Origin of the sequence: Novosphingobium sp. ERW19 (assembly GCF_012641315.1) — a bacterium.
Lineage (GTDB): Bacteria > Pseudomonadota > Alphaproteobacteria > Sphingomonadales > Sphingomonadaceae > Novosphingobium.
Genome location: NZ_JABAIC010000006.1, coordinates 43659 through 69039, shown reverse-complemented (window position 1 = coordinate 69039; position 25381 = coordinate 43659). Strand labels below are relative to the sequence as shown.

The following is a 25381-nucleotide window of genomic DNA, read 5'->3' as shown; positions in this document are numbered from 1 at the left end:
GGAGAGAGATATGACTCAGCAGCTTGGCGCAATGCAGGACTGGAAGCTGCGGGTCACTCATCTGATCGACCATGCCGCGCGCGAGCATGCGACCCGCGAGATCGTCAGCCGCTGGGCCGATGGCAGCGAGACGCGGACCAACTGGGCCGGCATCCGTCATGACGCCCTGCGCATGACGCAGGCCTTGCGCAAGCTGGGCGTGCAGCCGGGTGACCGCATCGCTACGCTGGCGATGAATCATCACCGCCATCTCGTTTCCTGGTACGGCGCGGTCGGCGTCGGCGGCATTCTCCACACGCTCAATCCCCGGCTGTTCGACGACCAACTCGAATACATCGTCAATCACGCCGAAGACCGCGTGATGCTGTTTGACCGGCAGTGGGCGCCGATTGTCGAGCGGATGAAGCCGCGCTGGCCGACAGTCGAGCACTACATCTGCTTCGACAGCAGCGAGCCTGCGCTGCATTTCGAGGAATGGATTTCGGGCGAGGACGGCAATGCCGAATGGCACGACGGTGACGAGCGCGATCCCTGTATGCTCTGCTACACCAGCGGCACCACCGGCAATCCCAAGGGCGTTCTCTACGAGCACCGCTCCACGTTGCTGCATGCCCTAAGTGCGATCAGTCCGCCGGTGTTCGGGATGGACTGCCGCTCGGTCATGCTGCCGATCGTGCCGATGTTCCACGCGGCCAGTTGGGGCCTGCCGTGGGCGGGCGCGGCGGCGGGGGCGAAGTTCGTCTATTCGGCGGTCAACGATGGCGCGGTGCTGTGCGAGCTGATGAACCGCGAGAAGGTGACCTGCTCGGCCGGCGTGCCGACGGTGTGGCTGGCGCTGCTGCAGCATGTCGACGCCCACAACGGCGGCGAAATCCCGCCGAGCCTGCAGACCATCGTCACCGGCGGTTCGGCGATGCCGCGCGCAATGATCGAGCGGTTCATGCGCGCGGGGCGCCGGGTGGCCCATGCCTGGGGGATGACCGAGACTTCGCCGATCGGAACGACGGGGGCCGAGACCTGGAACTGGGACGAACTTTCGTTCGACGAGCAGGTCACGGTCAAGGCGATGCAGGGGCGGCCGCCGTTCGGGGTGGAAATCCGCTGCGTCGATCTGGACGATCCCGAGAAGGTGCTGCCGCGCGATGGCACGACGGCAGGGGCGCTGCAGGTTCGCGGTCCGTGGATCGTGAAGCGCTATTTCAAGGCCGAAGCCGACGCGGTCGTCGCCGGGCAGTGGTTCGACACTGGCGATGTCGGCGTGATCCATGCCGATGGCACGTTGCAGCTGACTGACCGGACCAAGGACGTGATCAAGTCGGGCGGCGAATGGATCAGCTCGGTCGAACTGGAGAACGCGGCGATCGGTTATCCGGCGGTGGCCGAGGCGGCGGCGATCGGCGTCTATCATCCCAAGTGGGACGAGCGGCCCTTGCTGGTGGTGGTCAAGAAGCCGGGCATGGAGTGCAACCAGGAGGAAATCCGCAGCTTCCTGAGCGGCGTCGTGGCGAAGTGGTGGGTGCCCGATGCGGTGGTGTTCGTGGACGAGATCCCGCATACCGGCACCGGCAAGATCAGCAAGAAGGACCTGCGCGAGCAGTTCAGGGACTTCGCCTGGGACAAGGTGGCCTGAGCGTGGCCGAGACCTATATCGATCCGAGCCGGGAGAACTTCGAGGTCTTCAAGTCCCTGCCTCGCGATCGGCCGATCCACATGCTCAACCTGATCAAGTATCGCGATCTGGCCGAGTATCCGGAAGGGCATCCGAACCACGGCAAGGGCCTGACCGGGCGCGAGGCTTACGCGATCTACAAGCAGGCGTTTCAGGCGCTGGTCAAGGATTCAGGCGCAGCGATGGTCTGGCATGCGCCGATGGAATGCGTCGTTACCGGTCCGCAGGGCGAATGGGACGAGGCTTTCGTGATGGGCTACCCCGACGCCCGGGCGTTCTTCGCGATGGTGAAGGACGAGGTCTATGCGCGCGATGCCCTGCCGCATCGCACCGCGGCGGTGGCCGATAGCCGGTTGATCCGGTTTCGGGGAGCTTAGTTTTTCGCTGGCCCAGCGTTTTCCTGTTTCACGCAGAGACGCGGAGAAGCAAGGGGAGACGCGGGGAAGAGAAGAAAGTTGGAGGCGGCTGCGCCGCAGGCGCTCTGATCAACTCTGCGTCTCTCCTTCTTCCTCTGCGTCTCTGCGTGAACCATTCCACGCTCGATACAAAAAAGCATCCGCTGGCGAGTGCGGACGGTAACGCCGAGAGGAAGCAGACAGATCGCGCGACCGGTGCGGTGCCGTTGCGGCACGCAAGGGATGGGGCGCGGGACCGGTTGCGAGTGGCCGGGGGGCGGTTCCGTGCCCCTTGTCGGCTCAGCCTGAGGGCGGACATATGTGAAAGGACGAAGCTTTGGCAGCGGCTCGCGGGCTGCCTTGGCTTCTGGCAAGCGGCTGCGTGAAAAGAACCTGTCGTTTGCGCCGACACTGTCACGCAAGTCATGGCGGGTTCCGCATCCGCAGCGTCGCTCAGGGTTCGGCGCCGTGCTATCAGCCCTGGGGTGTCCTGTCTGTCCTTGGGTAACGACAGGTCTTGCCCGGTGGGTCTTGGGCTTTACGCCCCTCGTTGAACCCGCTGCGCACCTGCCGCACCGATCGCGTCGGAAGCATCCGCGCCAGACTCTGGGCCTCAGCTTCCGAAGGGAGAGGAGCGGGTTGGCCTTTTGCCCTCTCCTGACCTGTGGGCAGGGCGTATAACCTATATGGTTCGTTTTGTCAAGGTGGCTTGAGTTGGTTCACGCGGAGACGCGGAGAAGAAAAGGGAGACGCGGAGGGAAAGGGAGAAAAGGGTTTCGCGCAGAGACGCGGGGAGAGCGGAGCGCGCAGAGAAGAAGAAAGGTCTGGAGGCGGCTTCGCCGCAGGCCTTAATTGCCATGCCTTCGCTTCCCTTCTCCGCGTCCCCTTTTCTTCTCTGCGCCTCTGCGTGAAACAGAAAAAAGCCCAGGCCCGGGTCAAGCCCGGGGCGGCGGGGGATTCTGACGCGGGGTCAAGGTGAGAACAGATCGAGTTGGCCGTTGGGGCTGGGCTTTCGAAACTGCGCGCAGTCGAGATCGAGGTGGGCCTTGCCGATGCCGTATTTGCGGCAGGCGACGCGGAAGCGGGTGCGGAGGAGATCGGCCCAGACGCCGTTGGGCTTCATGCGGGTGAAGAACTGCGCGTCGTTGTCCTTGCCGCCGCGAACAGACTGGACGATCCCCATGACTTTCGACGCGCGATCCGGGAAGTGCGTGTCGAGCCATTCCCGGAACAGCGGAGCGACTTCGTGGGGCAGGCGCAGCATGATCCAGCTGGCAGAGCGTACGCCCCGTTCGGCGGCGGCTTCGAGGATGCCTTCGATGAACTGGTCGGTGATCGACGGAATGACCGGGGCGACCGAGACGTGGGTTGGCACGCCTGTGGCAACGAGTTTTCCCAGTGCATCCAGACGCTTGGCTGGGGAACTGGCGCGTGGCTCGAGAAGACCGGACAGGCGCGGATCGAGACTGGTGACAGAGATACCGACCGCGGTGAGGCGATGGCGGGCAAGCTCGGCAAGGAGATCAAGGTCGTCAAGCACGCGCGCGGACTTGGTGGTGATGGTGACGGGGTGGCGCAGTTCAAGACAGAGTTCCAGCACCTGGCGGGTGATGCGGTAGCGTCCTTCGATCGGCTGATAGGGATCGGTGTTGGTGCCCATGGCGATGGGGGCTGGGGTGTAGGCAGGCTTGGCCAGCGTTTCGCGCAGAAGCTTGGCCGCATCGGGCTTGGCGAAGAGCCTTGTTTCAAAATCGAGGCCGGGAGAGAGATCATGGTAGGCATGGCTCGGCCGGGCGTAGCAATAGACGCAGCCGTGCTCACAGCCGCGATAGGCGTTCACCGAACGGTCGAAGGGAATGTCGGGCGAGCGGTTGAAAGTGAGGATCGAGCGGGGGTGTTCCTCGGTGACGGTGGTGCGCAGCTTGGGGCCGGGGCCGTCAATATCCTCGCGCGCGTCGAGCCAGTCGCCGTCAGCCTCGCGGGTGGCGAGGCCGAAGCGGGTGGGAACCTTTGCCGATTGCGCTCCTCTGCCGTGGATTGCCATGGCACGATTGGAACATAAGTGGAACGGAAATGCAATAGCGCTTGGAAAGACTTACTTTTCGAGCAGTCTCGGCATGAGTTCGACGAAGTTGCAGGGGCGGTTTCGGCTGTCGAGCTGTTCGTCGAGAATGCCGTCCCAGCCATCCTTCACCGCGCCGTTCGAGCCGGGCAGAGCGAAGATGTAGGTGCCGCGTGCAACCACGGCGCAGGCGCGGGACTGGATCGTGCTGGTGCCGATGGTCTTGTAGGAAAGCCAGCGGAACAGCTCGCCAAAGCCCGGGATGTCGCGGGTCTTCACGCGATCAAGCGCTTCGGGAGTGACGTCGCGGCCGGTCAGGCCGGTGCCGCCGGTGATGACGACTGCATCGACCGAGCGGTCGTCGATCCAGTTGTTGAGGCGGCTGGCGATGCGGTCGGCATCGTCCTTTTCCATGGCGCGCGCGGCGAGCTTGTGGCCCTTGGCCTTGATGCGTTCGGCGAGGATATCGCCCGAGGTGTCCTCGGACGGGCCACGCGTGTCGGAAACAGTCAGCAGGGCAATGTTGATCGGCTTGAATTCGCGCGAAGTATCAATTGCCACGCGATGCTATCCTTATGTTTTCTGCGCCGGACAGGCCCGGGAACTTTGGCCACATGCCCTGGACGAGCCCCATGCGGCTTTCGGACGGGCCGCCCGCCTGCTTTTCGTACATCCAGTAATTGCGCATGACGATCGAGACGTAGCCGCGCGTTTCCCAATACGGGATCGATTCCATCCACAGAAGGGGATCGCTGCCGCCACGGATTTCGGTATTCCACCGGCTGATCGGCAGAGGCCCGGCATTGTAGGCGGCCATGACCTTGGGCAGGAGGCCCTGCGTCGCGTCGGAATCGCGCAGCTGCTGAAGATACTGCTGGCCGAAGGCGAGGTTGACGTCAGGCAGATCGAGCTGGCGATCGCGTCCGGCCATCATCGGTTCGACGCGGGCCATGTCCTTGGCCGTGCCCGGGCGGACCTGCATCAGCCCCTTGGCCCCGGCGGGGCTGGTGACGGCGGTGCGGAAGTTCGATTCCTGCAGCGAGTGCGCGAAGAGCAGCGCCGGATCGACCTTCCAGCCCGTGGCCGGTGTCCATTTCGGCGCAGGGAACCGCGCGGATTCATCGGGCCGGGCGCCAGCCGGAGCATTGTAGGCCATCCACAGCTGGGTGGAGGGAAGGCCAAGGTCGCGGGCGAGGCGCGAGAGCGGGGCGTACTGCCCGGGCGCACCGATGCGGGCCTGGTGACGCAGGATTTCGTCGGCGAGGCCGTCTTCGCCGATCTCGGCCAGCTGGACGGCGGTGCGGATGTTGGGGACGTCGCGCAGCTGCTGCCAATCATTCTGCGAGAAGTCCGGAGCCACCGGCGGCGTGCTCTCGCGCATGCCCAGTGCTTCGGACGCCATCATCCCGTAAAGCGTTTCGCGGAAACGGGCGGCGTTGCGCAGCGAGGCCGAGACCTTCTCCGGCTTGCGGCAGCGCAGCCAGGCGCGGCTGGCCCAATAATGCGCGGCCGAGGCCAGCTCGTCGTTATGGGCAGAGCCTGCGGTCTTCTCGAACGAATCGGCGGCTGCAAGGCAATCGCCGAGACGCCAGCTGGCAAGGCCTGCGGTCCAGTAGGCTTCGGAAATCCAAGGACCCGAGCCTTCGGCGGCCGTCAGCGAGAGGGCGCGCGCGGTGGCGTCGTCGTTCTCGATATAGAAGGCCCAGCCGACCTTCTGGCGCCATTCGGCGCGGGCAGCGGGAGAGAGCGTGGCGTCAACGCCATCGAGCAGCACGCGCGCACCGACCGGATCGTCAAACTTGATGCGGTCCTGAATGGCAGCGGCGACACCGGCCGGCATCGTCCCGTCATCGATCGGGCGCGGCTTGATGCGCTTCGAGACGTTGGGGAGGCTGACGAGGCGCTGCGCTGCGGGCAGGGCAGGCAGTTCGGTCGCTCCGCGCTTGACGGCAAGGCGGCCAAGCTGCTCGGCCCACGGCAGGTCGGGTGCCTTGGTCAGCACTTCGGTGATCGGCGCGAGCTCTGCCTTGGGCGAGGTAGCGGCGAGCATGTACTGCGCGCGGGCGACGGTGTGCAGCGGTCCGTCCGTGCGCTGGGCGAACAGGGTCTGGACTTGCGTCCAATCCTCCCGCTCGATCGCGGAGAACAGGCTCTTATAGTAGGAGCGGTCGTCAGCGCTCAACAGCGAGGGGACGGCGGTGCGATCGGCGCGGCCACGGAAATAGTCGACCGCTGCGCTGTTGGCGTGAGCCGGGACAGCGGAAAGCCCAAGCGACGAGGTCGCGAGCGCGAGCAGCGTGAACGTCTTGGCGCGAGCCAGCTTCAAATCGTTTCAGTCCCCGTCCATTCGAGCCAGCGGCTCCAGAAACCTGCCTTGAGGGCAGGGCGCTGCAACATGGCTTCGAGATCCCACGCCGGCAGCGCAGGGAGTGGTGGCCCTTCTTGATTAATTGCCCGTAAACTTTGAGCCAAATTCGGCGGGTCGTGGCCGAGAAGCGCTGAAATGCCCGATGCGCCAAGGATCAGCAGCCGCTTGGGGGCCGCCAGCACGATGTGGTGGAGCAGGACGTCGCCAAGGCCGGACTCCTTGTGGACTTGCCAATCGGCCATTGGGACATGTGCGGGAAGGGCCGAGGCGAGGTAGGTCTGTTCGCGGGCAATGCTCATTGCGGCGAGCATGGCATCGAGCAGCCGCCCTGCCCGGCCCGAGAGCAATGCGTCGCCATCGTCGGCCGAGGGCATCGGCACAAGGATCATCAAGTCCGCGCCTTGCGCACCGACCGGAGGCAGGCGCTTGAGCCCCGCCGGGGCGAGCGCGGGTTCGGCAAGCCACCATGGCGCGAAGGTTTCGAGCGTCTGCGGCCAATCGGACTTGGCACTGACCTTGGCGACCTTGGGCGAATCATCGCGCTCTGCCGCGAGTGCGCGCAGCGGCTTCATCGGGGCAGGTGGCGCGGCTTCCCGGGGCTTGCGCGCTTCGGCCAGCCAGTCCTGCGGATCATCGACGAAGGCATGGTCCACGCCCGCATCGCGCCACCAGTCGAGCGCCGCCGTAACGGCAGCATCCCAATCGTGGCCATTCGCGTTAGCGGTATCGGGCAACCTGTCTTTCCTTCCAGTCCAATTTGCGGTCTTGACCTTGCCAGTGCCCTCTTTCAAGGCACATTCGAAATTCAATCGTGCGTTTAGCAGCAGTCGGGAGATATCGAGGCATGAGCGAACGGGAATCGATGCCGTATGACGTCGTCATCGTTGGCGGGGGACCTGCGGGCCTGGCTGCCTCGATACGGCTGAGGCAGGTGAACCCGGATATCTCGGTCTGCATCCTGGAAAAGGGTTCGGAGATCGGCGCGCACATCCTTTCGGGTGCGGTGGTGGACCCGAAGGCGCTTGATGAACTGCTGCCGGAATGGCGCGAACAGGGCTGCCCGATGGCCGAAGTGCCGGTGACCGACAATTGGCACTGGGTGCTGTCGAAGACCGGCAAGATGTCTATCCCGCATTGGCCGATGCCTCCGTTCATGTCGAACGATGGCAACTATACCGGCTCGCTTGGCAACCTGTGCCGCTGGTTGTCCGAACAGGCAATGGAACTGGGCGTCGAGATCTTCCCCGGCTTCCCGGCGGCGGAGATCCTGTTCGACGAGAACGGCGCGGTGATGGGCGTCGCCACCGGCGACATGGGCATTGGCAAGGATGGCGAGAAGAAGCCCGACTACCAGCCCGGCATGGAACTCCACGCCAAGTACACGCTCTTTGCCGAGGGCGCGCGCGGACACCTGACCAAGCGGCTCAAGGCGCATTTTGACCTTGAGCGCGATTGCGAGCCGCAGGTCTATGGCATCGGCATCAAGGAACTGTGGGACATCGATCCCGAAAAGCACGTGCCGGGCCGCGTGATCCACACGCAAGGCTGGCCGCTTTCGGAATCGAATTCGTGGGGCGGCGGGTTCCTCTACCACCAGGCGAACAACCAGGTGGCATTGGGTTTCGTCACCGCGCTCGATTACGCCAACCCATACGTGTATCCGTTCGAGGAATTCCAGCGCTGGAAGCAGCATCCGGAAATCCGCGCGATCCTGGAGGGCGGCCGCCGCGTGTCGTACGGCGCACGTGCCATCAACGAGGGCGGATGGCAGTCGGTGCCGCGCCTGTCGTTCCCCGGCGGCGCGCTGATCGGCTGCTCGGCCGGCTTTGTGAACGTCCCGCGCATCAAGGGCAGCCACACCGCGATGAAGAGCGGGATGCTGGCGGCGGAGTCCATCGCGGCGGCAATGGCCGCGGGCCGCGAGAAGGACGACATGGTCGAATACGACAGTGCCGTCCGCGAAAGCTGGATCGCCAAGGAGCTGAAGAAGGTCCAGAACGCGCAGCCGCTGGTGGCCAAGTTCGGCGGCGAGCTGGGCACGGTGCTGGCGGGCGCGGACATGTGGCTGCGTACGATTGGCGGCTTTGGCATCTGGAAGCCGATGAAGCACCACCGCGACAGCGAGGCGACGCAGCGCGCCGATCTTTACAAGCCGATTGCGTACCCCAAGCCCGATGGCGTGATCACCTTCGACCGCCTGACCAGCGTTTCGTTCTCGTACACCAACCACGAGGAAGACCAGCCGAGCCACCTCGTGCTGAAGGACCCGACGGTGCCGACGCGGATCAACCTGCCGCTCTATGCAGGCCCCGAGCAGCGCTACTGCCCGGCGGGCGTCTATGAGTACGTCGGCGTGGAGGAAGGCAACCCGCGCCTGCAGATCAACGCCCAGAACTGCGTCCACTGCAAGACCTGCGACATCAAGGACATGACCCAGAACATCGAATGGGTGACGCCGGAAGGTGGCGGCGGGCCGAACTATCCGAATATGTGAGGCGCAAATGCTCTCTCCCCGTTCGGGGAGAGATATGAAGGCTTGGCGGCTTGTCCGCCTAGCCGTAGTTGAGAGGGGTATGAAGCGCTGCAATCCCCTCTCCCAACCCTCTCCCCTCAAGGGGAGAGGGCTATGACCCTTCGCCAGACCGCGTACGCCAAGATCAACCTCGCTCTGCATGTGCGGCGGCGCAGGGAGGATGGGTATCATGAGCTGGAGACGCTGTTCGCCTTCGTCGATGCGGGGGATGAGCTGAGCGCTTCGCCAGCGTCGGCAGATTCGCTGCGGGTTGTCGGCGAGTTTGGCGGGGCGCTGGACGATCCGTTCGGGAATATCGTGGCCAAGGCGCTGCATTCGTTGCCGCACGGGTCGGGTTGGGCGGTGACGCTGGAGAAAAACCTGCCGGTGGCGGCGGGGCTGGGTGGCGGGTCAGCGGATGCCGGGGCCATTTTCCGGATGGTGCGGGACAGCCACGGCTTGCCCGAGGACTGGCATGCGCGGGCGGCGCAGCTGGGGGCGGACGTGCCGGCTTGCGTGGAAAGCGTGGCCTGTATCGGGCGCGGGACCGGGACCGAGCTGGAGCCGATTGCCAACGATCTTGCGGGCACGCCGGTTCTGCTGGTCAATCCGCGTATTCCGCTGGCTACCGGGCCGGTGTTCAAGGCCTGGGATGGCGTTGATCGCGGGCCGATGGAGGGCGAGAACCTTCGGCAAATGGCCCTTGCTGGCCGCAATGATCTGGAAGCCCCGGCGCTGACGCTGGTGCCGGAAATTGGCGATGTGCTGGCGGCATTGGCGCGGACGGGGGCTTGGTTGACGCGCATGTCAGGATCGGGCGCGACGTGCTTTGCGCTCTACGATACGCCTGAACTGCGCGATGCGGCCAAGGCGGCAATGCCAGCCGAGTGGTGGACGTTGGCAGGGGCGTTGCGGTGAGCGAGGCCTTCGCCATCCTCGGTCAGCCGCGCTTCGGCGGCATCCTCGTGGTTTCGGACCATGCTTCCAACCACGTGCCGGACGATATTGAGCTCGGCATCGCTGCGGACCTGCTGAACCAGCATATCGCCGTGGACATCGGCGTTGCAGAGGTGGGCGCGTTCATGGCGCAGCGGCCGGGAATCGCGACGTTTCAGGGCGGGGTCAGCCGTCTGGTCTGCGATTTCAATCGCGACGAGCATCTGCCGACCGTCGTGCCGATTGCCAGCGATGGCCATGCGATCCCCGGCAATGCGCTCGATCATGCCGGCCACGAGGCGCGGCTGGCGCGGTTCTTCCGGCCCTATCACGATGCGCTGGCCGACCTTCTGGCTGATGTGCCGCAGGCGCTGATCCTGTCCTTGCACAGCTTTACGCCGCAACTCGCCTCGAGCGACGAGTCTCGGCCCTGGCATGTGGGCGTGCTTTACAACGAGGATGATCGCGCAGCGCGGATCGCAATTCCGCTTCTGGAAGCCGAAGGACTCTGCGTTGGGGATCAGCTGCCCTATTCGGGCAGGCTGCTGAACGCGACAATGAACCGCCATGCCGAGGCGGACGGAAGGCCCTACCTGGGCATAGAGGTGCGACAAGACCTGATCAGCGATGCTAAGGGCCAAGCTGAATGGGCCGAGCGGCTGGCGCGGATTGCCAATCAGGTTGCGGTCGCAATCAGTTAGGTTTTCCGCCACTTTTGGCTGACATAGTTGTAATTAATACTTTCGACAGCGGCCGATTCCGTGGGCTAGGGAACGCTCCCAAGTCGCCCATAAAAACTGATTCCCTGTCCGGAGTTCGCACAATGCCCGCCTATCGTTCACGCACCACCACCCATGGCCGCAACATGGCGGGCGCGCGCGGACTTTGGCGCGCAACGGGCATGAAGGACGAGGATTTCGGCAAGCCGATCATCGCGGTGGTCAATTCGTTCACGCAGTTCGTGCCGGGCCATGTTCACCTCAAGGACCTTGGCCAGATGGTCGCGCGCGAGATTGAGGCGGCTGGCGGCGTTGCCAAGGAATTCAACACCATCGCAGTCGATGACGGCATCGCCATGGGCCACGACGGCATGCTCTATTCACTGCCAAGCCGTGACCTGATCGCCGACAGCGTGGAATACATGGTCAACGCCCATTGCGCCGATGCGATGGTCTGCATTTCCAACTGCGACAAGATCACGCCGGGCATGCTGATGGCGGCAATGCGGATCAACATTCCGGTCGTGTTCGTCTCGGGCGGGCCGATGGAAGCGGGCAAGGTGATCCTCAAGGGCAAGGAGCACGCGCTCGATCTGGTCGATGCGATGGTGGCCGCAGCCGACGATACCATGACCGACGAGGAAGTGGCTGCCGTCGAGCGGTCGGCTTGCCCGACTTGTGGTTCCTGCTCTGGCATGTTCACGGCGAACTCGATGAACTGCCTGACCGAGGCGCTGGGCCTGTCGCTGCCGGGCAATGGTTCGACGCTGGCGACGCATGCGGATCGCAAGCGCCTGTTCCTTGAAGCGGGGCGCCTCGCGGTGGACCTGTGCAAGCGCTATTACGAAGAGGACGATGCCAGCGTGCTCCCGCGCTCGATCGCCAGCTTCGATGCCTTTGAGAATGCGGTGTGCCTCGACATCGCGATGGGCGGATCGACCAATACGGTGCTGCACCTGCTGGCCGCCGCGCACGAGGCGGGCGTGAACTTCACGATGTCGGACATCGATCGGCTGAGCCGTCGGGTGCCGTGCCTGTCGAAGGTCGCGCCGGCCAAGAACGACGTGCATATGGAGGACGTCCACCGGGCGGGTGGCATCTACGCCATTCTTGGAGAGCTGGATCGTGCGGGCCTGATCCACACGCACCTGCCGACCGTGCACAGCCGCACGCTGGCCGAAGCGCTGGATCGCTGGGACATCAAGCGCACCAATTCGCCAAGCGTGCAGGAATTCTTCAAGGCAGCGCCGGGCGGCGTGCCGACGCAGGTGGCCTTCTCGCAGGACCGTCGCTGGAAGGAACTGGACCTTGATCGCGAGACCGGCGTGATCCGTTCGGCGGACCATGCCTTCAGCAAGGACGGCGGCCTTGCGGTGCTTTATGGCAATATCGCGCGAGATGGCTGCATCGTGAAGACGGCGGGCGTGGACGAGAAGATCCACAAGTTTGCAGGCCCCGCCAAGGTCTATGAAAGTCAGGACGCGGCGGTGACGGCGATCCTGACCGGGCAGGTCGTGGCGGGCGATGTGGTGGTGATCCGCTATGAAGGGCCGAAGGGCGGGCCGGGCATGCAGGAAATGCTCTATCCCACCAGCTACCTCAAGTCGAAGGGCCTTGGCGCGGCTTGCGCGCTGTTGACCGACGGGCGCTTTTCGGGCGGCACTTCGGGCCTTTCCATCGGACATGCCTCGCCCGAAGCGGCGGAAGGCGGCGAGATCGGTCTGGTCGAGAACGGCGACATGATCGAGATCGACATCCCGAACCGCACGATCCATCTGGCGGTCAGCGACGAGGAACTTTCGCACCGTCGCGCAGGCCAGGACGCGAAGGGCTGGAAACCGGCGCAGGAGCGGCCGCGCCAGATTTCGACCGCGCTGAAAGCCTACGCCGCGATGACGACGAGCGCGGCGCGCGGCGCGGTGCGCGATCTCAAGCAGCTGGGCATCGATTGATGCGCCGGACGCTGCCAGCGCTGTTGATTTGCGCGGCGCTGGCGGCTTGCTCCAAAGCCGAGGAGACGCCCAAGGGCCGCGTGATCGATTGCGCGGTGGGCGGCGCGGCGAAGTTTCTGCCGGAATGCTTCGTCGAGGATTCGCGGGTTGGCGAGAAGCGCTTCCTGACGGTTCGGCACAAGGCCGGGGGCTTTCGCCGGTTCGAGATGGTGGACGACGGGCGCGGCGTGGTATCGGCCGATGGCGCCGATGAAGCGACCGCGCAGTGGTCCTCCGAAGGCGTGCTCGAAGTTTCGGTGGCGGGGGACCGCTACCGCTTTCCGGCAAGGATGAAGGATGATGCCCCGCAGCCGTGACGCCGTGCTCTCGCAGGTCCTGACCGTGGCGCAGATGCGCGCCGCCGAGGAGGACCTGATCGCGGCGGGTACGAGCGTCGATGCGCTGATGCGCGTGGCGGGGCGCGGCGCGGGCGAATGGGTGCGGCGGATCGCGGGCGGCGGTTCGGTGACCGTGCTGTGCGGACCCGGCAACAACGGCGGCGATGGCTGGGTGATCGCCGAATATCTTCGCGAACATGGCAATGCCGTGCAGGTCGTGCAGGCGCGCGAGCCGGCGACGGATGCGGCGCGCAATGCCAGGGCCTTGTACCGGGGAGCGGTCGTTTCGGCAGATAGCGTCACCGGGGGGGATGTGTTCGTCGATTGCCTGTTCGGTAGCGGGCTGACGCGGGCCTTGCCGGATGAAATCTACGACATGCTCTGCGGATTGGCGGCGCTGCATCGCCATCGCATCGCCATTGATGTGCCGAGCGGGATCGAGAGCGACAGCGGCGCGGCGCTGAACGCTGGGCTGCCGGACTGGACGCTGACGGTGGCCCTGGGGGCGTGGAAGCATGCGCATTTTGCCATGCCCGCGTGTGCGGCGATGGGGGCAACCAGGCTGGTCGACATCGGCGTAGCGCAGGTGCCTGGTGCAGCGCGGGTGCTGGAGCGGCTGCGGCTGACGTCGCCGGCGCCCGATGCGCACAAGTATCGGCGCGGGATGCTCGGGATCGTGGGTGGAGAAATGCCTGGGGCAGCCATGCTGGCGGCGACGGCAGCGCTGCGCGCAGGCGCCGGGTACGTTAAGCTCGCGGCGCAGTCGGCGCCAGCGGGAGTGCCGCCCGAACTGGTTGTGACGAGCGACAGCGCGGCCCTGCTGGCTGACGCGCGGACTTCGGCGCTGCTGGTCGGCCCCGGTCTTGGACGGTCTGATGGGGCGTCGCGCTTGCTCGCCGCTGCGCTTCATGCGGGGCGGCCAACGGTCGTGGACGCTGATGCGCTGGTTCTGTTGCGACCGGCGATGCTTTCGGGCGCGCCGTGTGTGCTGACCCCGCACGAAGGCGAGATGGCGGCGCTGGAGCGGGCGTTCGGGCTTTGGGGAAAAGGCCTGCGGCGGGAACGTGCACTGGCTCTGGCCGAGGTTTCGGGCGCAGTCGTGGTGCTGAAGGGGCCGGACACGCTGATCGCGGCGCCCGGGGGCGAGGTTGTTGTGGCCCCGCGCGCTTCATCGTGGCTCTCGGTTGCGGGAACGGGCGATGTACTGGCCGGCACGATAGCCAGTCGGCTCGCTACGAATGGCCAAGCCTTGCGCGCTGCGGAGGAAGGCCTATGGCTCCACGGCGAAGCGGCGCGGCTGTGCGGGCCTGCGTTCACGGCCGGCGAACTGGCCGATGCCGTGCAGGCGGCTTTTAGGGCCGGTAGCGTTTAGGGAATGTCTTGAATGAGTGAGTCCGGTCTGATCGTGCGTGTTGCCGCGAAGGGGGAAGGCGCAACGGCAGATGGCAGATACGCGGCGCTGGCGGCTCCCGGCGATGTTCTGCAGGCTGATGGTTCGCTGGTCCATGGCCCGAACCACGTCGATCCACCATGCCGGCATTTTCCGGCGTGCGGCGGGTGCCAGTTGCAGCACTTGTCCGAGGACGCGCTGGCCGAATACGTGCACGATCGCGTCGTCGGTGCGGCGAAGGGGCAGGGGATCGAGGATGTGGTGGCCGCTGCGGCGCACATCTCGCCGCCACGTTCGCGCCGCCGGGCGACCTTGCATGCCCAGGCCATCGGCAAGCGCGTGGTCATCGGTTTTCGCGAGCAGGGTTCGCACAAGATCGTCGATATGCGCGAGTGTCATGTGCTGGCGCCCGAACTGTTCGCACTGGTTGCGCCGCTGCGGGCGCTGCTGGAGCAATGGGGTGACCGCAAGCTGGCGGTCGATATCGAACTGGCGCTGACCGATCAGGGCGTTTCGGCGGGGCTGAAGGGCCTGAGCGCCGAGGGGCTGGCGAAGACCGAGGCACTGCTCGACTTTGCGCGGGACAACAGTCTGGCGCGGCTGACGATGGATTCGGGCTATGGGCCTGAGGGGGTGTGGGAGCCGGAGCCGGTGACTGTCACGCTGGGCGGTACGCCGGTTTCGCTGCCTCCCGGCGCGTTCCTGCAGGCGACTGCCGATGGCGAGGCGGCGCTTGTGTCTGCTGCGCGCGAGTGGCTGGCCGGGGCGTCGACGGTGGCCGATCTGTTTTCAGGGCTGGGCACCTTCGCCTTTGCCCTGGCGGGTCCGAAGACCAAGGTGCTCGCAGCCGAAGCAGCGCGCGATGCGCATCTTGCCTGCCAGGCCGCGGCGCGGATGAACGGCCGGCCGGTCCACCCGCTGCACCGCGACCTGTTCCGCAATCCCTTGCGGGTAGAGGAGCTGGATCGCTTTGCGGCGGTGGTGCTCGATCCCCCGCGCGCGGGCGCGCAGGAGCAGGTGGAGCAGATCGCGCTGAGCAAGGTGGCGCGGGTGGTCTATATCAGCTGCAACCCGGCCAGCTGGGCGCGCGATGCGGTGAAGCTGATCGCGGGAGGATACAGGCTGGCGGAGCTGCGGCCGGTGGGCCAGTTCCGCTGGTCGACCCATGTGGAACTGGCCAGCCTGTTCATGCGCGATTAGGTCAGGCGGCGAAGACGATCCTCGCGGCGTGGTAGATCAGCGCCATGAGTGCGATGCTCGACAGCGAGAACAGGATGAAGCGGACCATTACCTTGTTCACGGTCGCCTGCACCAGTGAGTGGATGACGCGCAAGGCCACATAGGCCCATGCGACGGTGGCACTGGTACCATTGCCTGCCCCCGCAACCGCAATGACCAAGCAGACGGCATAGAACAGCGTCGGCGCTTCGTGCAGGTGGTTGTAGTTGTGAGCCTTCCACTGGACGCTGGCGGGTAGCAGATCGTCGAGCGTCTTGGTGGGGTCCTTGGCGAGGTTGTCGGGATCGAGCTTGGCGGCGTTCATGGCCGGAATGCGCGTGACGTACATCCACAGCCACATGACCATGGTCCACGCCATGAGTGCGACAGCCGGTTGCAGGATATGAGCAATCTTCATTGGCATTCTCCCCCTCTTTTGATGTCTTTATCCGTGGCCCATGGTCGCTCCCAAGGCGCGCAATGCCAGGCCGATCAGGCACAGTGTTGACAGCAGGAACAGGCTGAAGCGCACGGGCACGCGGTTGACCGTGGCCTGCCAGATCGAGTGGACGATGCGTAAGGCAACGTAACCCCATGCCAGCACGACATCGAGCGAAGCCGCGCCCATGATCGCAAGGATCATCACGGTCGCGTAGAACAGCGTCGGCTGTTCCATCAGGTGGGTGTAGTTATGCGCCTTCCAGTTGATCTCGTCGGGCAGCACGCCTTCGAGGTCCTGTCCGCGTCCGCCCGGTTTCGCTTTGCCGAGGCCGCCCTTCTGCTTGAGGGCTGGCAGCCGCGTTCCGGCCATCCAGAACAGCATGACAATCGACCACAGCACGAGGACTGCGGCGGGCGTGAGGATTTGCGCCTGCATTTTCAGATCTCCCCCGAGAATTGCCGGGAGAGTGCGGGGTGCGAGTTAGATTGTCAAATGCAACTTATCCCTCGTGCGCAATCACTTGGGCAAAGGCCGCCGGGTCAACGTTGCCGCCCGAGAGCAGGACGGCGGTGCGTCCATCTGCCGCCACCTTGCCAGCCAGCAACGCAGCGAGGCCGGCGGCTCCGCCCGGTTCGACCACGAGCCTCAGCCTGCTGAAGGCATAGCGCTGGGCGGCGCGCACCTCGGCCTCGGTTACGCTCAAGCCCCTGAGACCGCGCGCGGACATGATGGCGAAGTTGATGGGGAAGGTGGCAGGCGTCTGCAGCGCGTCGCAGGCGGTGCGAGGGGCATCGCTGGAGACGCGTTGGATCGCGCCACTGGCGAGGCTGCGGGCGACGTCGTCCCAGCCTTCGGGTTCGACGGGCACGATCTCGGCGTCGGGCAGGGCAAGGGCGAGACCGGCGGCAAGGCCACCGCCACCGCATGGGGTGACGACGCGGGTCGGGCCACCGTCGGCGAAGCACTCCATCTGCGCGGCCAGTTCGATCCCGGCGCTGCCCTGGCCTTCGATCACCCAGGGATCGCCATAGGCGTGTACCAGCGTCGCGCCGCTCTGCGCCACGAGCGTGGCGGCGACGGCGTCGCGATCCTCGCCGCCGGGGCGATCATAGAGCACGACGTCCGCGCCGAGTTCGCGGGTGGCGGCGAGTTTTACCTGCGGCGCGTCGTTGGGCATCACGATGCGGGCTGCGATGCCCAGCCTGCGGGCTGCCCACGCGACGCCTTGCGCGTGGTTGCCGCTGGATACTGCAATGACTCCGCGGCTCCGCTCCTCATCGGTCAGGTCGGACAGCCGGTGCCAGGCGCCGCGGATCTTGAACGCGCCGACCGGCTGGAGGCTTTCGGCCTTGCACCACACGGTGCCGCCCGCCGGCAGTTCGAGCGGAAGCAGCGGGGTTCGTGGCAGAAGCTGCGCCATCTTCTCTGCCGCGCGGAGCACGCCTTCATGCGTTGGTTGGCGGGTTTCGACAGAAGGACTTGGGTTTGTCATGGCTCTCCTCTAAAGGGCCTTTCCATGAATGTCCTGCGCGTTCGGCCCAAGGTCTGGAACGCGGCGGGACAATTGGCATTTGGAGTTACCATGGCAAAAGTTCTCGTCATCGGCGCTGGCGGCGTCGGCTCGGTCGCGGTCCACAAGATGGCGATGAATTCGGATATCTTCACCGGCATTGCGCTGGCCAGCCGGACCAAGTCCAAGTGCGATGCCATTGCAGCTTCGGTGAAAGAGCGCACCGGCGTTACCGTCGATACCTATCAGATCGACGCGGATGACGTTGCCGCGACCACGGCGCTGATCAACGATGTCAAGCCGGTTCTGGTGGTGAACCTTGCGCTGCCGTACCAGGACCTCAACATCATGGATGCCTGCCTTGCCGCGGGCGTCAATTACATGGATACCGCGAACTACGAGCCGATCGACGAGGCCAAGTTCGAGTATTCGTGGCAGTGGGCCTATCAGGACAAGTTCAAGCAGGCGGGCCTGATGGCGCTGCTGGGTTCGGGCTTCGATCCGGGCGTGACCAGCGTCTTCGCCACATGGCTCAAAAAGCACAAGCTCGACACGATCCGCACGCTCGACATTCTCGATTGCAACGGCGGTGATCATGGCCAGCACTTTGCCACCAACTTCAACCCGGAAATCAACATCCGCGAAGTGACCGCGCCCGCGCGGCATTACCTCAACGGTGAGTGGGTAGAGACGCCGGCGCTGACCATACGCCAGCAGTTCGACTTCGAGGAAGTCGGCCCCAAGAACATGTACCTGATGTACCACGAGGAGCTCGAAAGCCTCGCGCATCACTTGCCCGAAATTGAGCGCATCCGCTTCTGGATGACCTTCGGCGATGCCTATATCACGCACCTCACCGTGCTGCAGAACGTCGGCATGACGCGGATCGACCCGGTGATCTACGAGGGCAAGGAGATCATCCCGCTGCAGTTCCTGAAAGCGGTGCTGCCGGAGCCGGCCTCGCTCGGCCCCACGACCAAGGGCAAGACCAACATTGGCGATATCGCCACGGGCCTCAAGGATGGGGAGGAAAAGACCTTCTACATCTACAACATCTGCGACCACGAAGACGCCTATCGCGAGACCGGCAACCAGGCGGTCAGCTACACCACCGGCGTGCCCGCGATGATCGGCGCGGCGATGATGGTGCAGGGCGTGTGGTCGGGCGCGGGCGTGTTCAACATGGAACAGTTCGATCCCGATCCCTACATGGACATGCTGAACAACCACGGCCTGCCTTGGCAGGTCAAGGAACTGGCGGGGCCGCTGGCGTTCTGATTTTCTCTGTAGCGTCCCCGCGAAGGCGGGGACCTTCTTCGGTTTGCGCAGTGCTGGTTGGCACGAGGCCCCCGCCTTCGCGGGGGCGCATTGTTTTGAGGTGAGGCGGAGCATGGAAACCAGAGCCGGCGATCCGGGCGCGTTTGCGCAGTTTGACCTGGAGCGGGTGGACAGCCCCGCGTTCGTTGTCGATGCGGCGAAGTTGCGGGCCAATCTGGCGGTGCTGGCCGACGTGCGCGACCGGGCCGGGATCAAGGTGCTGGCGGCGCTCAAGGCGTTTTCGATGTGGAAGGTGGCGCCGATTGTTGGCGAATACCTCGATGGCGTCTGCACATCGGGCCTGTGGGAAGCCAAGCTGGCGGCCGAGCATTACTCGGGCGAGATCGCGACTTACTGCGCGGCCTACAAGGCCGAAGACATGGGCGAGATCCTGCGGCTTTCGGACCATGTGATCTTCAATTCGCCGGGGCAGCACGCGCGCTTTGGCGGGGAGATCGCTGCGGCGAAGGCTGCGGGCGAGGCGTTCGACATCGGCCTGCGGATCAATCCGCTCCACGCCGAGGGCGAAGTGCCGCGCTATGATCCTTGTGCGCCGCATTCGCGGCTGGGCTTTCCGGTGGACCAGTTGCTGCCGGAGCACCTCGAGGGAGTTTCGGGGCTGCACTTCCACACGCTGTGCGAGCAGGATTTCGAACCGCTCAAGCGCACGTGGGAGGCGCTGGAAGCGCGGATTGCGCCGTTCCTCGGGCAGCTCAAGTGGCTGAACTTCGGCGGCGGGCATCACATCACCCGTGCCGATTACCAACGCGAGGACCTGATTGCGTTTCTGCGCGAGGTGAAGGCGCGGACGGGTTGCGAAATCTACCTTGAGCCAGGCGAGGCGGTGGCGCTCGACGCGGGTATACTGGTCGGCACTGTGCTGGATACGCACTGGAACGGGATGCAGCTTGGCATCACCGACATTTCGGCGACGTGCCACATGCCCGACGTGATCGAGGCGCCCTATCGTCCGGCGATGTTGGGTGAACTGCCGATCGACGAGTACGAAGATGGCGGTGAGGGCGGTGTGCCGGTGCGCCTTGGCGGGCCTTCCTGCCTCGCGGGCGACGTGATCGGCGATTATCGGCTGCCAAATGGGGCCGAACCGGGCACGCGCTTCGCCTTCCTCGATCAGGCGCACTATTCGATGGTCAAGACCACGACCTTCAACGGCGTGCCGCTGCCGTCGATCTGGCTGTGGGACAGCGAGAGCGATGCCTTGGAGAAGGTGCGCGGCTTCACTTACGAGGACTTCCGCGACCGGCTTTCCTGAGGCATGCTGCTCGCTGACAAGAATGTTGGCGGGAGAAGGCGATGGCGGGCGATTTGCTCGATGGCGTGACCAGCGATCCGGTGCGGATGGGCTGGATGGAAGGCGCGCCGCCGCCTGCTGACAAGATTCTGCTCGCCTCGCGCGCGGATCACATGCGGTTTCCGATGATCCGCTGGTCCTATTCCAACATGCGCCAGTTCGTGCCCTCGCGGCGCGTGGCGGCGGGCGGTGAAGGCACGGCATTCGAGCGGGCGATTGACGAGCGGTTGGGGCAGGTCAGCTTCACGCCGCTCAATGCCGATGCGCCCGTCACGTTCGAACAGTCGCTCACCCAGGCGTTCACCGACGGCATCCTTGTCCTGCATCGCGGCAAGGTGGTGTTCGAACGCTGGTTCGGCGTGACCAGGCCGGAGACGCGGCATATCGCCTTCTCGGTTACCAAGAGCTTCGTCGGCACCGTTGCCGAGATGCTGGTGGAGGAGGGCAGGGTCGATCCGGCGGCGCTGGTGGCGGACTACTTGCCGGAATTGGCGAGCAGCGGATTTGCCGATGCGACAGTGCGCCAGGTGCTGGACATGACCACTGCCCTCGATTTCTCGGAGGACTATGCCGATCCCAATTCGGGCATCGGCGCCTACAGCGCGGCATTGGGGCTTACACCGCGCCCGACGGACTATGCAGGGCCGATCGATCTTGCCTCATACCTGCCTACGATCGGCAAGTCCGGAGAGCATGGCATGGGCTTCACCTATCGCACGCCGAATACCGAGGTGCTGGCGTGGATGATCGCGCGGATCGAGGGCAAGCACTTTGCCGATGTGCTGTCGGAGCGAATCTGGCAGCCGCTGGGGATGCTCGGCGATGCGGACCTGATCGTGGATCAGGCAGCAACGGCCTTTGCCGGGGGCGGGCTCAACCTGCGGCTGGAGGACCTGGCGCGGTTTGGCGAGGCGATGCGGCTGGGCGGGCTGGGCGTCATTCCCGAGGCGGTGGTCGAACGGGCGACGCACGGCGGTGACCCGGCACATTTCGACCGCAATCGCTATCCGCAACTGCCCGGCTGGAGCTACGGAAGCCAGTGGAGGATCAGCAACAACAACCGCGGCTGCTTCTCCGCCCGGGGCATTCACGGACAGACTCTTTGGGTCGATCCGGCGGCGGAAATGACGGTGGCACGATTCGCATCGCACCCGACTGCGGCCAACGGCGCGAACGATCCGCTCTCGCTTCCGGCCTGGGCTGCACTGGCCGAAGCCTTAAGTTCCTGATTTTCTGCGATCTGTCTGGATTTGTTTCATTTTCCTGACAGGACTTTGGGGCAGCGTTATTTTCACTTGAGATTCATGCGCAGGGCCTTATTTACCCCCCTCTCGCTGCCCCATGGGGACTTCCAAACCGCAAGGCAGCTTCGTTCAACGTTCCGTTTGGGGGTCCCTTGAGTTGCACATCCATCCTGACGCACTGGCTGTAGTTCGCGCCTCCGCGCCTGAACAACCCGCCATTTTGAACCGTCCGCACGCCGCCGCGCGCGCTGCCCGATTCTTCGTCGAGAAGTTTCCGGGCAAGTCGCTGTACGCGGTGAAGGCGAATCCGTCAGCCGATCTGATCCGCATCCTGTGGGATTCGGGCGTCACGCATTACGACGTCGCCTCGATTGCGGAAGTGCGCCTGGTGCGGGAAACGCTGCCCGAGGCAGTACTGTGCTTCATGCATCCGGTGAAGGCTCCGGCGGCGATCCGCGAAGCCTATCACACCTATGGCGTGCGCGTGTTCAGCCTCGATTCGATCGAGGAGCTGGAAAAGATCAAGGCGGCGACGGCCGATGCAGATGGCAACGTGCCCGAAGACCTGACGCTGTGCGTGCGTCTGCGCGTCTCGTCGGAATATTCGGAACTCAGCCTTGCCTCGAAGTTCGGCTGCGATCTGACCAATGCCGCTGAACTGCTGCAGGCGACCCGCCAGGTGGCGGACTCGCTTGGCGTGTGCTTCCATGTCGGCAGCCAGTCGATGAGCCCGCATGCCTATGTGCAGGCGCTGGAGCGCGTGCGCGCTGCGATTGTCGACGCTTCGGTGCTTGTCGACATCATCGACGTGGGTGGGGGCTTCCCGTCGATCTATCCGGGCATGGAGCCGCCGCCGCTCGAAGATTACTTCGGCGTGATCGACCGTACCTATGAATCGCTGCCGGTTTCGTACTCGGCCGAACTGTGGTGCGAGCCGGGCCGGGCGCTGTGCGCCGAGTACAACTCGATGATCGTGCGCGTAGAACGCCGCCGCGGCTCCGAGCTGTACATCAACGATGGTGCCTATGGCGCGCTGTTCGATGCGGCACACGTCGGCTGGCGCTTCCCGGTGCGCGTGCTGCGCGACGAGGTCGCCAACGACGTCGAGACCGAGATCGAGATGGAGCCGTTCAGCTTCTATGGCCCGACCTGCGACGACATGGACCACATGGAAGGTCCGTTCGAACTGCCGGTGGACATGAAGGTCGGCGATTACATCGAGATCGGCATGCTCGGCGCCTATGGTGCGGCGATGAAGACCGCGTTCAACGGCTTTGGCGCGACGGAAGTGTTCGAAGTGACTGACGAGCCGATGTCGAGCCAGTACCGTGGCGACCGCCGCGATCCGCGTGTCTCGGACAACGTGGTCTCGCTGCGCTGAATTTTCGGCGTCATTGAAGAAACAAGGAAGGCCCTGCCGCGAGGTGGGGCCTTTTTCGTCAGTGCCGCGCGATGACGGCGTGATATAGCGCAGCGATAGAAACCACCCAGAGCGCCACGATGGCGATCAGACCGACGGTGGAGCGAGGCTTGTCGACCAAGCTTGCCCGTTCGCGCAGGTCTTCCATGAGCGGTGCCGGAATCATCCTGACGGCGAGCGCTATGCCGAGCGGCACGAGGATCACGTCGTCCAAGTAGCCGAGGATGGGGATGAAATCCGGGATCAGGTCAATCGGTGACAGGGCATAGGCTGCGACGATTGCGGCAACGACTTTTGCTGCCATCGGCACTCGCGGATCGCGCGCGGCGAGCCACAGGGCGACCACGTTGCGCTTGATGCGCCGGGCCCATGCCTTGAGATCCTGAAGTGCCTTGGCCGCCATCTGCACGAGGTAAGGGCGCGGCGCGCTGTTACAAGCTTCAGTCGAACCCGACGAACCGTGCCGCTTCGTCCACGCTCTTGCGGTTGCTGACGACAGCGTTGGCGGGAAAGGCGGGATCCGGCCAGCCGAGCGCGACGGCCTTCATGATCACCTGATCGTCGGGGATGCCGGCGTGCTCACGCACGACCGGAGATTGCATGATGCCCTGCGAGTTTATCACACAGCCGAGGCCGCGCGACCAGGCAGCGTTGACGAGGGCGGTGGTGACTGCGCCGCAATCGAAGGCGGTATCGTCGCTGCCCGAAAGTTCGCGGTCATAGGTGACGATGACGCAGACCGGCGCGTCGAACTGGCGGAAGCCGCGCAGCACCCAGTCCTGACGAGCGGGCGCGTCGTCGCGGGCGATGCCCATGGCGCCGAACAGTTGCTTGGCAACTTCTACCTGACGATCGCGGTGAACGCCGGCAAAGGGGCTGCCCTTGCGGAATTCGCGGCTGTCAGGCTCGCCTGCGAGGATGCGTTCGGTGTTGCCCTTGCGGATGCGTTCCAGCGGCTCGCCGGTGATGACGTGGAAGTGCCAGGGCTGCGTGTTCATCGAGGTGGGCGAGCGCATCGCCATGGTCAGAATTTCCTCGATCAGCGCGCGCGGGACCGGCTTGTCGAGATAGCCGCGGATCGACCGGCGGCCGAGGACCACTTCGTCATAGGACGGAACCGACATGCACTCTCCCGACATTTAATTGATCGGTTAAGGGTAGCGCGGTGTGCGTGAAAGGCAAGCCCAACGAAAAAGCCCTCCCGGTTGGGGAGGGCTTTTTGACTTGCAGAAGCGCGCAGATCAGGCGGCTTTCCGGATTTCCATTTCCATGCGCTGCCAGATCTCGACCAGAGCCTCGGTCAGCTCGTCCATCATCGCCTCGGTATGCGATGGCCCCGGCGTGAAGCGCAGGCGCTCCGTGCCGCGGGGGACGGTCGGGAAGTTGATCGGCTGGACGTAGACGCCGTATTCGGCGAGCAGGATGTCGCTGATCTTCTTGGCGCGGACAGGGTCACCCACCATCAGAGGCACGATGTGCGTGGTCGACGCCATGACCGGCAGCCCGGCATCGGCGAAGGCCTTCTTGAGGTAGGCCGCTGCGGCCTGCTGGCCTTCGCGCTCCTCGCTCGACGCCTTGAGGTGGCGGACCGAGGCGAGCACGCCTGCGACCAGCACCGGGGAAAGCGAGGTGGTGAAGATGAAGCCGGGGGCATAGGAGCGGATCACGTCGATGATCTTGCGATCTGCCGCGATGTAGCCGCCCATGACGCCGAAGGCCTTGCCCAGCGTGCCTTCGATGATGTCGATGCGGTGGGCCGCCTCGTCACGATCGGTGATGCCGCCGCCGCGCGGGCCATACATGCCGACAGCGTGAACCTCGTCAATGTAGGTCAGCGCGTTGTACTTTTCCGCCAGGTCGCAGATCGCGTGGATGGGGGCGACGTCACCGTCCATCGAGTAGACCGATTCGAAGGCGATCAGCTTGGGCAGGGCGGGGTCCGTCTCGGCCAGAAGCTGTTCGAGGTGTTCGACGTCGTTGTGACGGAACACCTTCTTCTCGGCGCCCGAATTGCGGATTCCCGCGATCATCGAGGCGTGGTTCAGCTCGTCCGAGAAGATCACGCAGCCCGGCAGGATCTTGGCCAGCGTCGACAGCGTGGCGTCATTCGAGACGTAGCCCGAGGTGAACAGCAGCGCGCCTTCCTTGCCGTGCAGGTCGGCCAGCTCTTCCTCAAGCTGGATGTGGTAATGGGTGTTGCCGCCGATGTTGCGGGTGCCGCCCGAGCCGGCGCCGACGTTGTGCAGCGCTTCTTCCATCGCTTCGATCACCTTGGGGTGCTGGCCCATGGCGAGATAATCGTTCGAGCACCACACCGTGATCGGCTTCGGGCCATTGTGGCCAGCGAAGCAGCGCGCATTGGGGTAGGCGCCCTTGTTGCGCAGGATATCGATGAAGACGCGGTAGCGGCCTTCGGAGTGCAGACGCTCGATCGCAGAATCAAAAACCTGATCGTAATTCACCCCGCCGCTCCTTCCTGCAACGAAAGCGCATCCGCGCTTCCGAGGCCCGATCCCGCTGGGCCACCGGCGAATGGGC

23 protein-coding genes are annotated in these 25381 nt (G+C 64.8%); 13 read left to right on the top strand and 10 right to left on the bottom strand.

The annotated features are described in order from the left end of the window. The first annotated feature begins 10 nt into the window (after positions 1–10). Together HGI46_RS12910 and HGI46_RS12905 are read left to right on the top strand one after the other, a co-directional pair. Positions 11–1630 carry a long-chain fatty acid--CoA ligase gene (locus HGI46_RS12910; RefSeq protein ID WP_168904538.1) on the top strand — a complete coding sequence of 540 codons (1620 nt, stop codon included), beginning with the start codon at positions 11–13 and terminating at the stop codon, positions 1628–1630. A 2-nt stretch (positions 1631–1632) separates the two neighbouring features. Further along, positions 1633–2046, top strand: a complete 414-nt coding sequence (locus tag HGI46_RS12905; RefSeq protein WP_168904537.1) for a DUF1330 domain-containing protein — start codon at positions 1633–1635, stop codon at positions 2044–2046. A gap of 988 nt (positions 2047–3034) precedes the next feature. Here the strand turns inward: HGI46_RS12905 and HGI46_RS12900 are convergent. The 4 genes from HGI46_RS12900 to HGI46_RS12885 are packed head-to-tail and all read right to left on the bottom strand — an operon-like array spanning position 3035 to position 7228. Continuing rightward, complete coding sequence (locus HGI46_RS12900) at positions 3035–4108, bottom strand: PA0069 family radical SAM protein (RefSeq protein WP_168904536.1); 1074 nt, start codon at positions 4106–4108, stop codon at positions 3035–3037. A gap of 51 nt (positions 4109–4159) precedes the next feature. Continuing rightward, positions 4160–4687 carry a molybdenum cofactor biosynthesis protein B gene (gene moaB, locus HGI46_RS12895; protein ID WP_168904535.1) on the bottom strand — a complete coding sequence of 176 codons (528 nt, stop codon included), beginning with the start codon at positions 4685–4687 and terminating at the stop codon, positions 4160–4162. Further along, entirely contained in the window at positions 4677–6452 is a 1776-nt protein-coding gene (locus tag HGI46_RS12890; protein WP_168904534.1) for a lytic transglycosylase domain-containing protein, read from the bottom strand. The genes moaB and HGI46_RS12890 overlap by 11 nt, the downstream gene beginning before the upstream one ends. Next, complete coding sequence (locus HGI46_RS12885) at positions 6449–7228, bottom strand: hypothetical protein (protein WP_168904533.1); 780 nt, start codon at positions 7226–7228, stop codon at positions 6449–6451. Before HGI46_RS12885 ends, HGI46_RS12890 begins: the two co-directional genes overlap by 4 nt. A gap of 110 nt (positions 7229–7338) precedes the next feature. Here HGI46_RS12885 and HGI46_RS12880 point away from each other — a divergent pair, with 110 nt between their 5' ends. The 7 genes from HGI46_RS12880 to HGI46_RS12850 all read left to right on the top strand — a co-directional run bounded on the left by HGI46_RS12880 (position 7339) and on the right by HGI46_RS12850 (position 15580). Beyond that, a complete protein-coding gene (locus HGI46_RS12880) occupies positions 7339–8988 on the top strand; it encodes an electron transfer flavoprotein-ubiquinone oxidoreductase (protein ID WP_168904532.1) in 1650 nt (549 codons plus the stop codon). Positions 8989–9120: 132 nt separating this feature from the next. Next, a complete protein-coding gene (locus HGI46_RS12875; protein ID WP_168904531.1) occupies positions 9121–9924 on the top strand; it encodes a 4-(cytidine 5'-diphospho)-2-C-methyl-D-erythritol kinase in 804 nt (267 codons plus the stop codon). Further along, positions 9921–10643 (top strand): N-formylglutamate amidohydrolase, encoded by a 723-nt coding sequence (locus tag HGI46_RS12870; protein ID WP_168904530.1) that lies wholly within the window; start codon positions 9921–9923, stop codon positions 10641–10643. The genes HGI46_RS12875 and HGI46_RS12870 overlap by 4 nt, the downstream gene beginning before the upstream one ends. A gap of 122 nt (positions 10644–10765) precedes the next feature. Then, on the top strand, positions 10766–12613 hold the full coding sequence (gene ilvD / locus HGI46_RS12865) for a dihydroxy-acid dehydratase (RefSeq protein ID WP_168904529.1): 1848 nt from the start codon (positions 10766–10768) through the stop codon (positions 12611–12613). Then, complete coding sequence (locus HGI46_RS12860) at positions 12613–12969, top strand: hypothetical protein (RefSeq protein ID WP_118073668.1); 357 nt, start codon at positions 12613–12615, stop codon at positions 12967–12969. Before ilvD ends, HGI46_RS12860 begins: the two co-directional genes overlap by 1 nt. After that, complete coding sequence (locus tag HGI46_RS12855) at positions 12953–14362, top strand: NAD(P)H-hydrate dehydratase (RefSeq protein ID WP_168904528.1); 1410 nt, start codon at positions 12953–12955, stop codon at positions 14360–14362. Before HGI46_RS12860 ends, HGI46_RS12855 begins: the two co-directional genes overlap by 17 nt. 12 nt (positions 14363–14374) lie before the next feature. Then, entirely contained in the window at positions 14375–15580 is a 1206-nt protein-coding gene (locus HGI46_RS12850; protein WP_168904527.1) for a class I SAM-dependent RNA methyltransferase, read from the top strand. 1 nt (position 15581) lies between these two features. Here HGI46_RS12850 and HGI46_RS12845 read toward each other — a convergent pair whose 3' ends face one another. The 3 genes from HGI46_RS12845 to HGI46_RS12835 form a co-directional block, all read right to left on the bottom strand. Then, positions 15582–16016 (bottom strand): MAPEG family protein, encoded by a 435-nt coding sequence (locus HGI46_RS12845; protein WP_118073669.1) that lies wholly within the window; start codon positions 16014–16016, stop codon positions 15582–15584. A gap of 27 nt (positions 16017–16043) precedes the next feature. Beyond that, complete coding sequence (locus HGI46_RS12840) at positions 16044–16475, bottom strand: MAPEG family protein (protein WP_168904526.1); 432 nt, start codon at positions 16473–16475, stop codon at positions 16044–16046. A 64-nt stretch (positions 16476–16539) separates the two neighbouring features. Next, on the bottom strand, positions 16540–17532 hold the full coding sequence (locus HGI46_RS12835) for a pyridoxal-phosphate dependent enzyme (protein WP_168904525.1): 993 nt from the start codon (positions 17530–17532) through the stop codon (positions 16540–16542). A 90-nt stretch (positions 17533–17622) separates the two neighbouring features. Here HGI46_RS12835 and HGI46_RS12830 point away from each other — a divergent pair, with 90 nt between their 5' ends. From HGI46_RS12830 to HGI46_RS12815, 4 genes are all read left to right on the top strand, one after another. Continuing rightward, positions 17623–18828 carry a saccharopine dehydrogenase family protein gene (locus HGI46_RS12830; protein ID WP_168904524.1) on the top strand — a complete coding sequence of 402 codons (1206 nt, stop codon included), beginning with the start codon at positions 17623–17625 and terminating at the stop codon, positions 18826–18828. A 112-nt stretch (positions 18829–18940) separates the two neighbouring features. Further along, positions 18941–20140: a carboxynorspermidine decarboxylase gene (locus HGI46_RS12825; RefSeq protein ID WP_168904523.1), complete on the top strand. Its 1200-nt coding sequence runs from the start codon at positions 18941–18943 to the stop codon at positions 20138–20140. Between the two features lie 41 nt (positions 20141–20181). Next, positions 20182–21408, top strand: a complete 1227-nt coding sequence (locus tag HGI46_RS12820) for a serine hydrolase (RefSeq protein ID WP_168904522.1) — start codon at positions 20182–20184, stop codon at positions 21406–21408. 172 nt (positions 21409–21580) lie between these two features. Continuing rightward, a complete protein-coding gene (locus HGI46_RS12815; RefSeq protein ID WP_168904521.1) occupies positions 21581–22804 on the top strand; it encodes a type III PLP-dependent enzyme in 1224 nt (407 codons plus the stop codon). Between the two features lie 58 nt (positions 22805–22862). On the opposite strand, the gene HGI46_RS12810 is transcribed toward HGI46_RS12815, so the two are convergent. From HGI46_RS12810 to hemA, 3 genes are all read right to left on the bottom strand, one after another. Then, entirely contained in the window at positions 22863–23246 is a 384-nt protein-coding gene (locus HGI46_RS12810) for a DUF1232 domain-containing protein (RefSeq protein ID WP_206065720.1), read from the bottom strand. Positions 23247–23283: 37 nt separating this feature from the next. Beyond that, positions 23284–23967: a nitroreductase gene (locus HGI46_RS12805; RefSeq protein WP_118074741.1), complete on the bottom strand. Its 684-nt coding sequence runs from the start codon at positions 23965–23967 to the stop codon at positions 23284–23286. A gap of 117 nt (positions 23968–24084) precedes the next feature. Next, positions 24085–25305: a 5-aminolevulinate synthase gene (gene hemA, locus HGI46_RS12800; RefSeq protein ID WP_118073676.1), complete on the bottom strand. Its 1221-nt coding sequence runs from the start codon at positions 25303–25305 to the stop codon at positions 24085–24087. Positions 25306–25381 lie beyond the last annotated feature (76 nt).

What these genes read in the sequence shown, in the direction of transcription:
- HGI46_RS12910 (WP_168904538.1), top strand. Translation starts at nt 11, where the DNA reads ATGACTCAGCAGCTTGGCGCAATGCAGGACTGGAAGCTGCGGGTCACT.
- HGI46_RS12900 (WP_168904536.1), bottom strand. Translation starts at nt 4,108, where the DNA reads ATGGCAATCCACGGCAGAGGAGCGCAATCGGCAAAGGTTCCCACCCGC.
- HGI46_RS12880 (WP_168904532.1), top strand. Translation starts at nt 7,339, where the DNA reads ATGAGCGAACGGGAATCGATGCCGTATGACGTCGTCATCGTTGGCGGG.
- HGI46_RS12875 (WP_168904531.1), top strand. Translation starts at nt 9,121, where the DNA reads ATGACCCTTCGCCAGACCGCGTACGCCAAGATCAACCTCGCTCTGCAT.
- ilvD (WP_168904529.1), top strand. Translation starts at nt 10,766, where the DNA reads ATGCCCGCCTATCGTTCACGCACCACCACCCATGGCCGCAACATGGCG.
- HGI46_RS12860 (WP_118073668.1), top strand. Translation starts at nt 12,613, where the DNA reads ATGCGCCGGACGCTGCCAGCGCTGTTGATTTGCGCGGCGCTGGCGGCT.
- HGI46_RS12855 (WP_168904528.1), top strand. Translation starts at nt 12,953, where the DNA reads ATGCCCCGCAGCCGTGACGCCGTGCTCTCGCAGGTCCTGACCGTGGCG.
- HGI46_RS12850 (WP_168904527.1), top strand. Translation starts at nt 14,375, where the DNA reads ATGAGTGAGTCCGGTCTGATCGTGCGTGTTGCCGCGAAGGGGGAAGGC.
- HGI46_RS12845 (WP_118073669.1), bottom strand. Translation starts at nt 16,016, where the DNA reads ATGAAGATTGCTCATATCCTGCAACCGGCTGTCGCACTCATGGCGTGG.
- HGI46_RS12840 (WP_168904526.1), bottom strand. Translation starts at nt 16,475, where the DNA reads ATGCAGGCGCAAATCCTCACGCCCGCCGCAGTCCTCGTGCTGTGGTCG.
- HGI46_RS12835 (WP_168904525.1), bottom strand. Translation starts at nt 17,532, where the DNA reads ATGACAAACCCAAGTCCTTCTGTCGAAACCCGCCAACCAACGCATGAA.
- HGI46_RS12830 (WP_168904524.1), top strand. Translation starts at nt 17,623, where the DNA reads ATGGCAAAAGTTCTCGTCATCGGCGCTGGCGGCGTCGGCTCGGTCGCG.
- HGI46_RS12825 (WP_168904523.1), top strand. Translation starts at nt 18,941, where the DNA reads ATGGAAACCAGAGCCGGCGATCCGGGCGCGTTTGCGCAGTTTGACCTG.
- HGI46_RS12820 (WP_168904522.1), top strand. Translation starts at nt 20,182, where the DNA reads ATGGCGGGCGATTTGCTCGATGGCGTGACCAGCGATCCGGTGCGGATG.
- HGI46_RS12810 (WP_206065720.1), bottom strand. Translation starts at nt 23,246, where the DNA reads ATGGCGGCCAAGGCACTTCAGGATCTCAAGGCATGGGCCCGGCGCATC.
- HGI46_RS12805 (WP_118074741.1), bottom strand. Translation starts at nt 23,967, where the DNA reads ATGTCGGTTCCGTCCTATGACGAAGTGGTCCTCGGCCGCCGGTCGATC.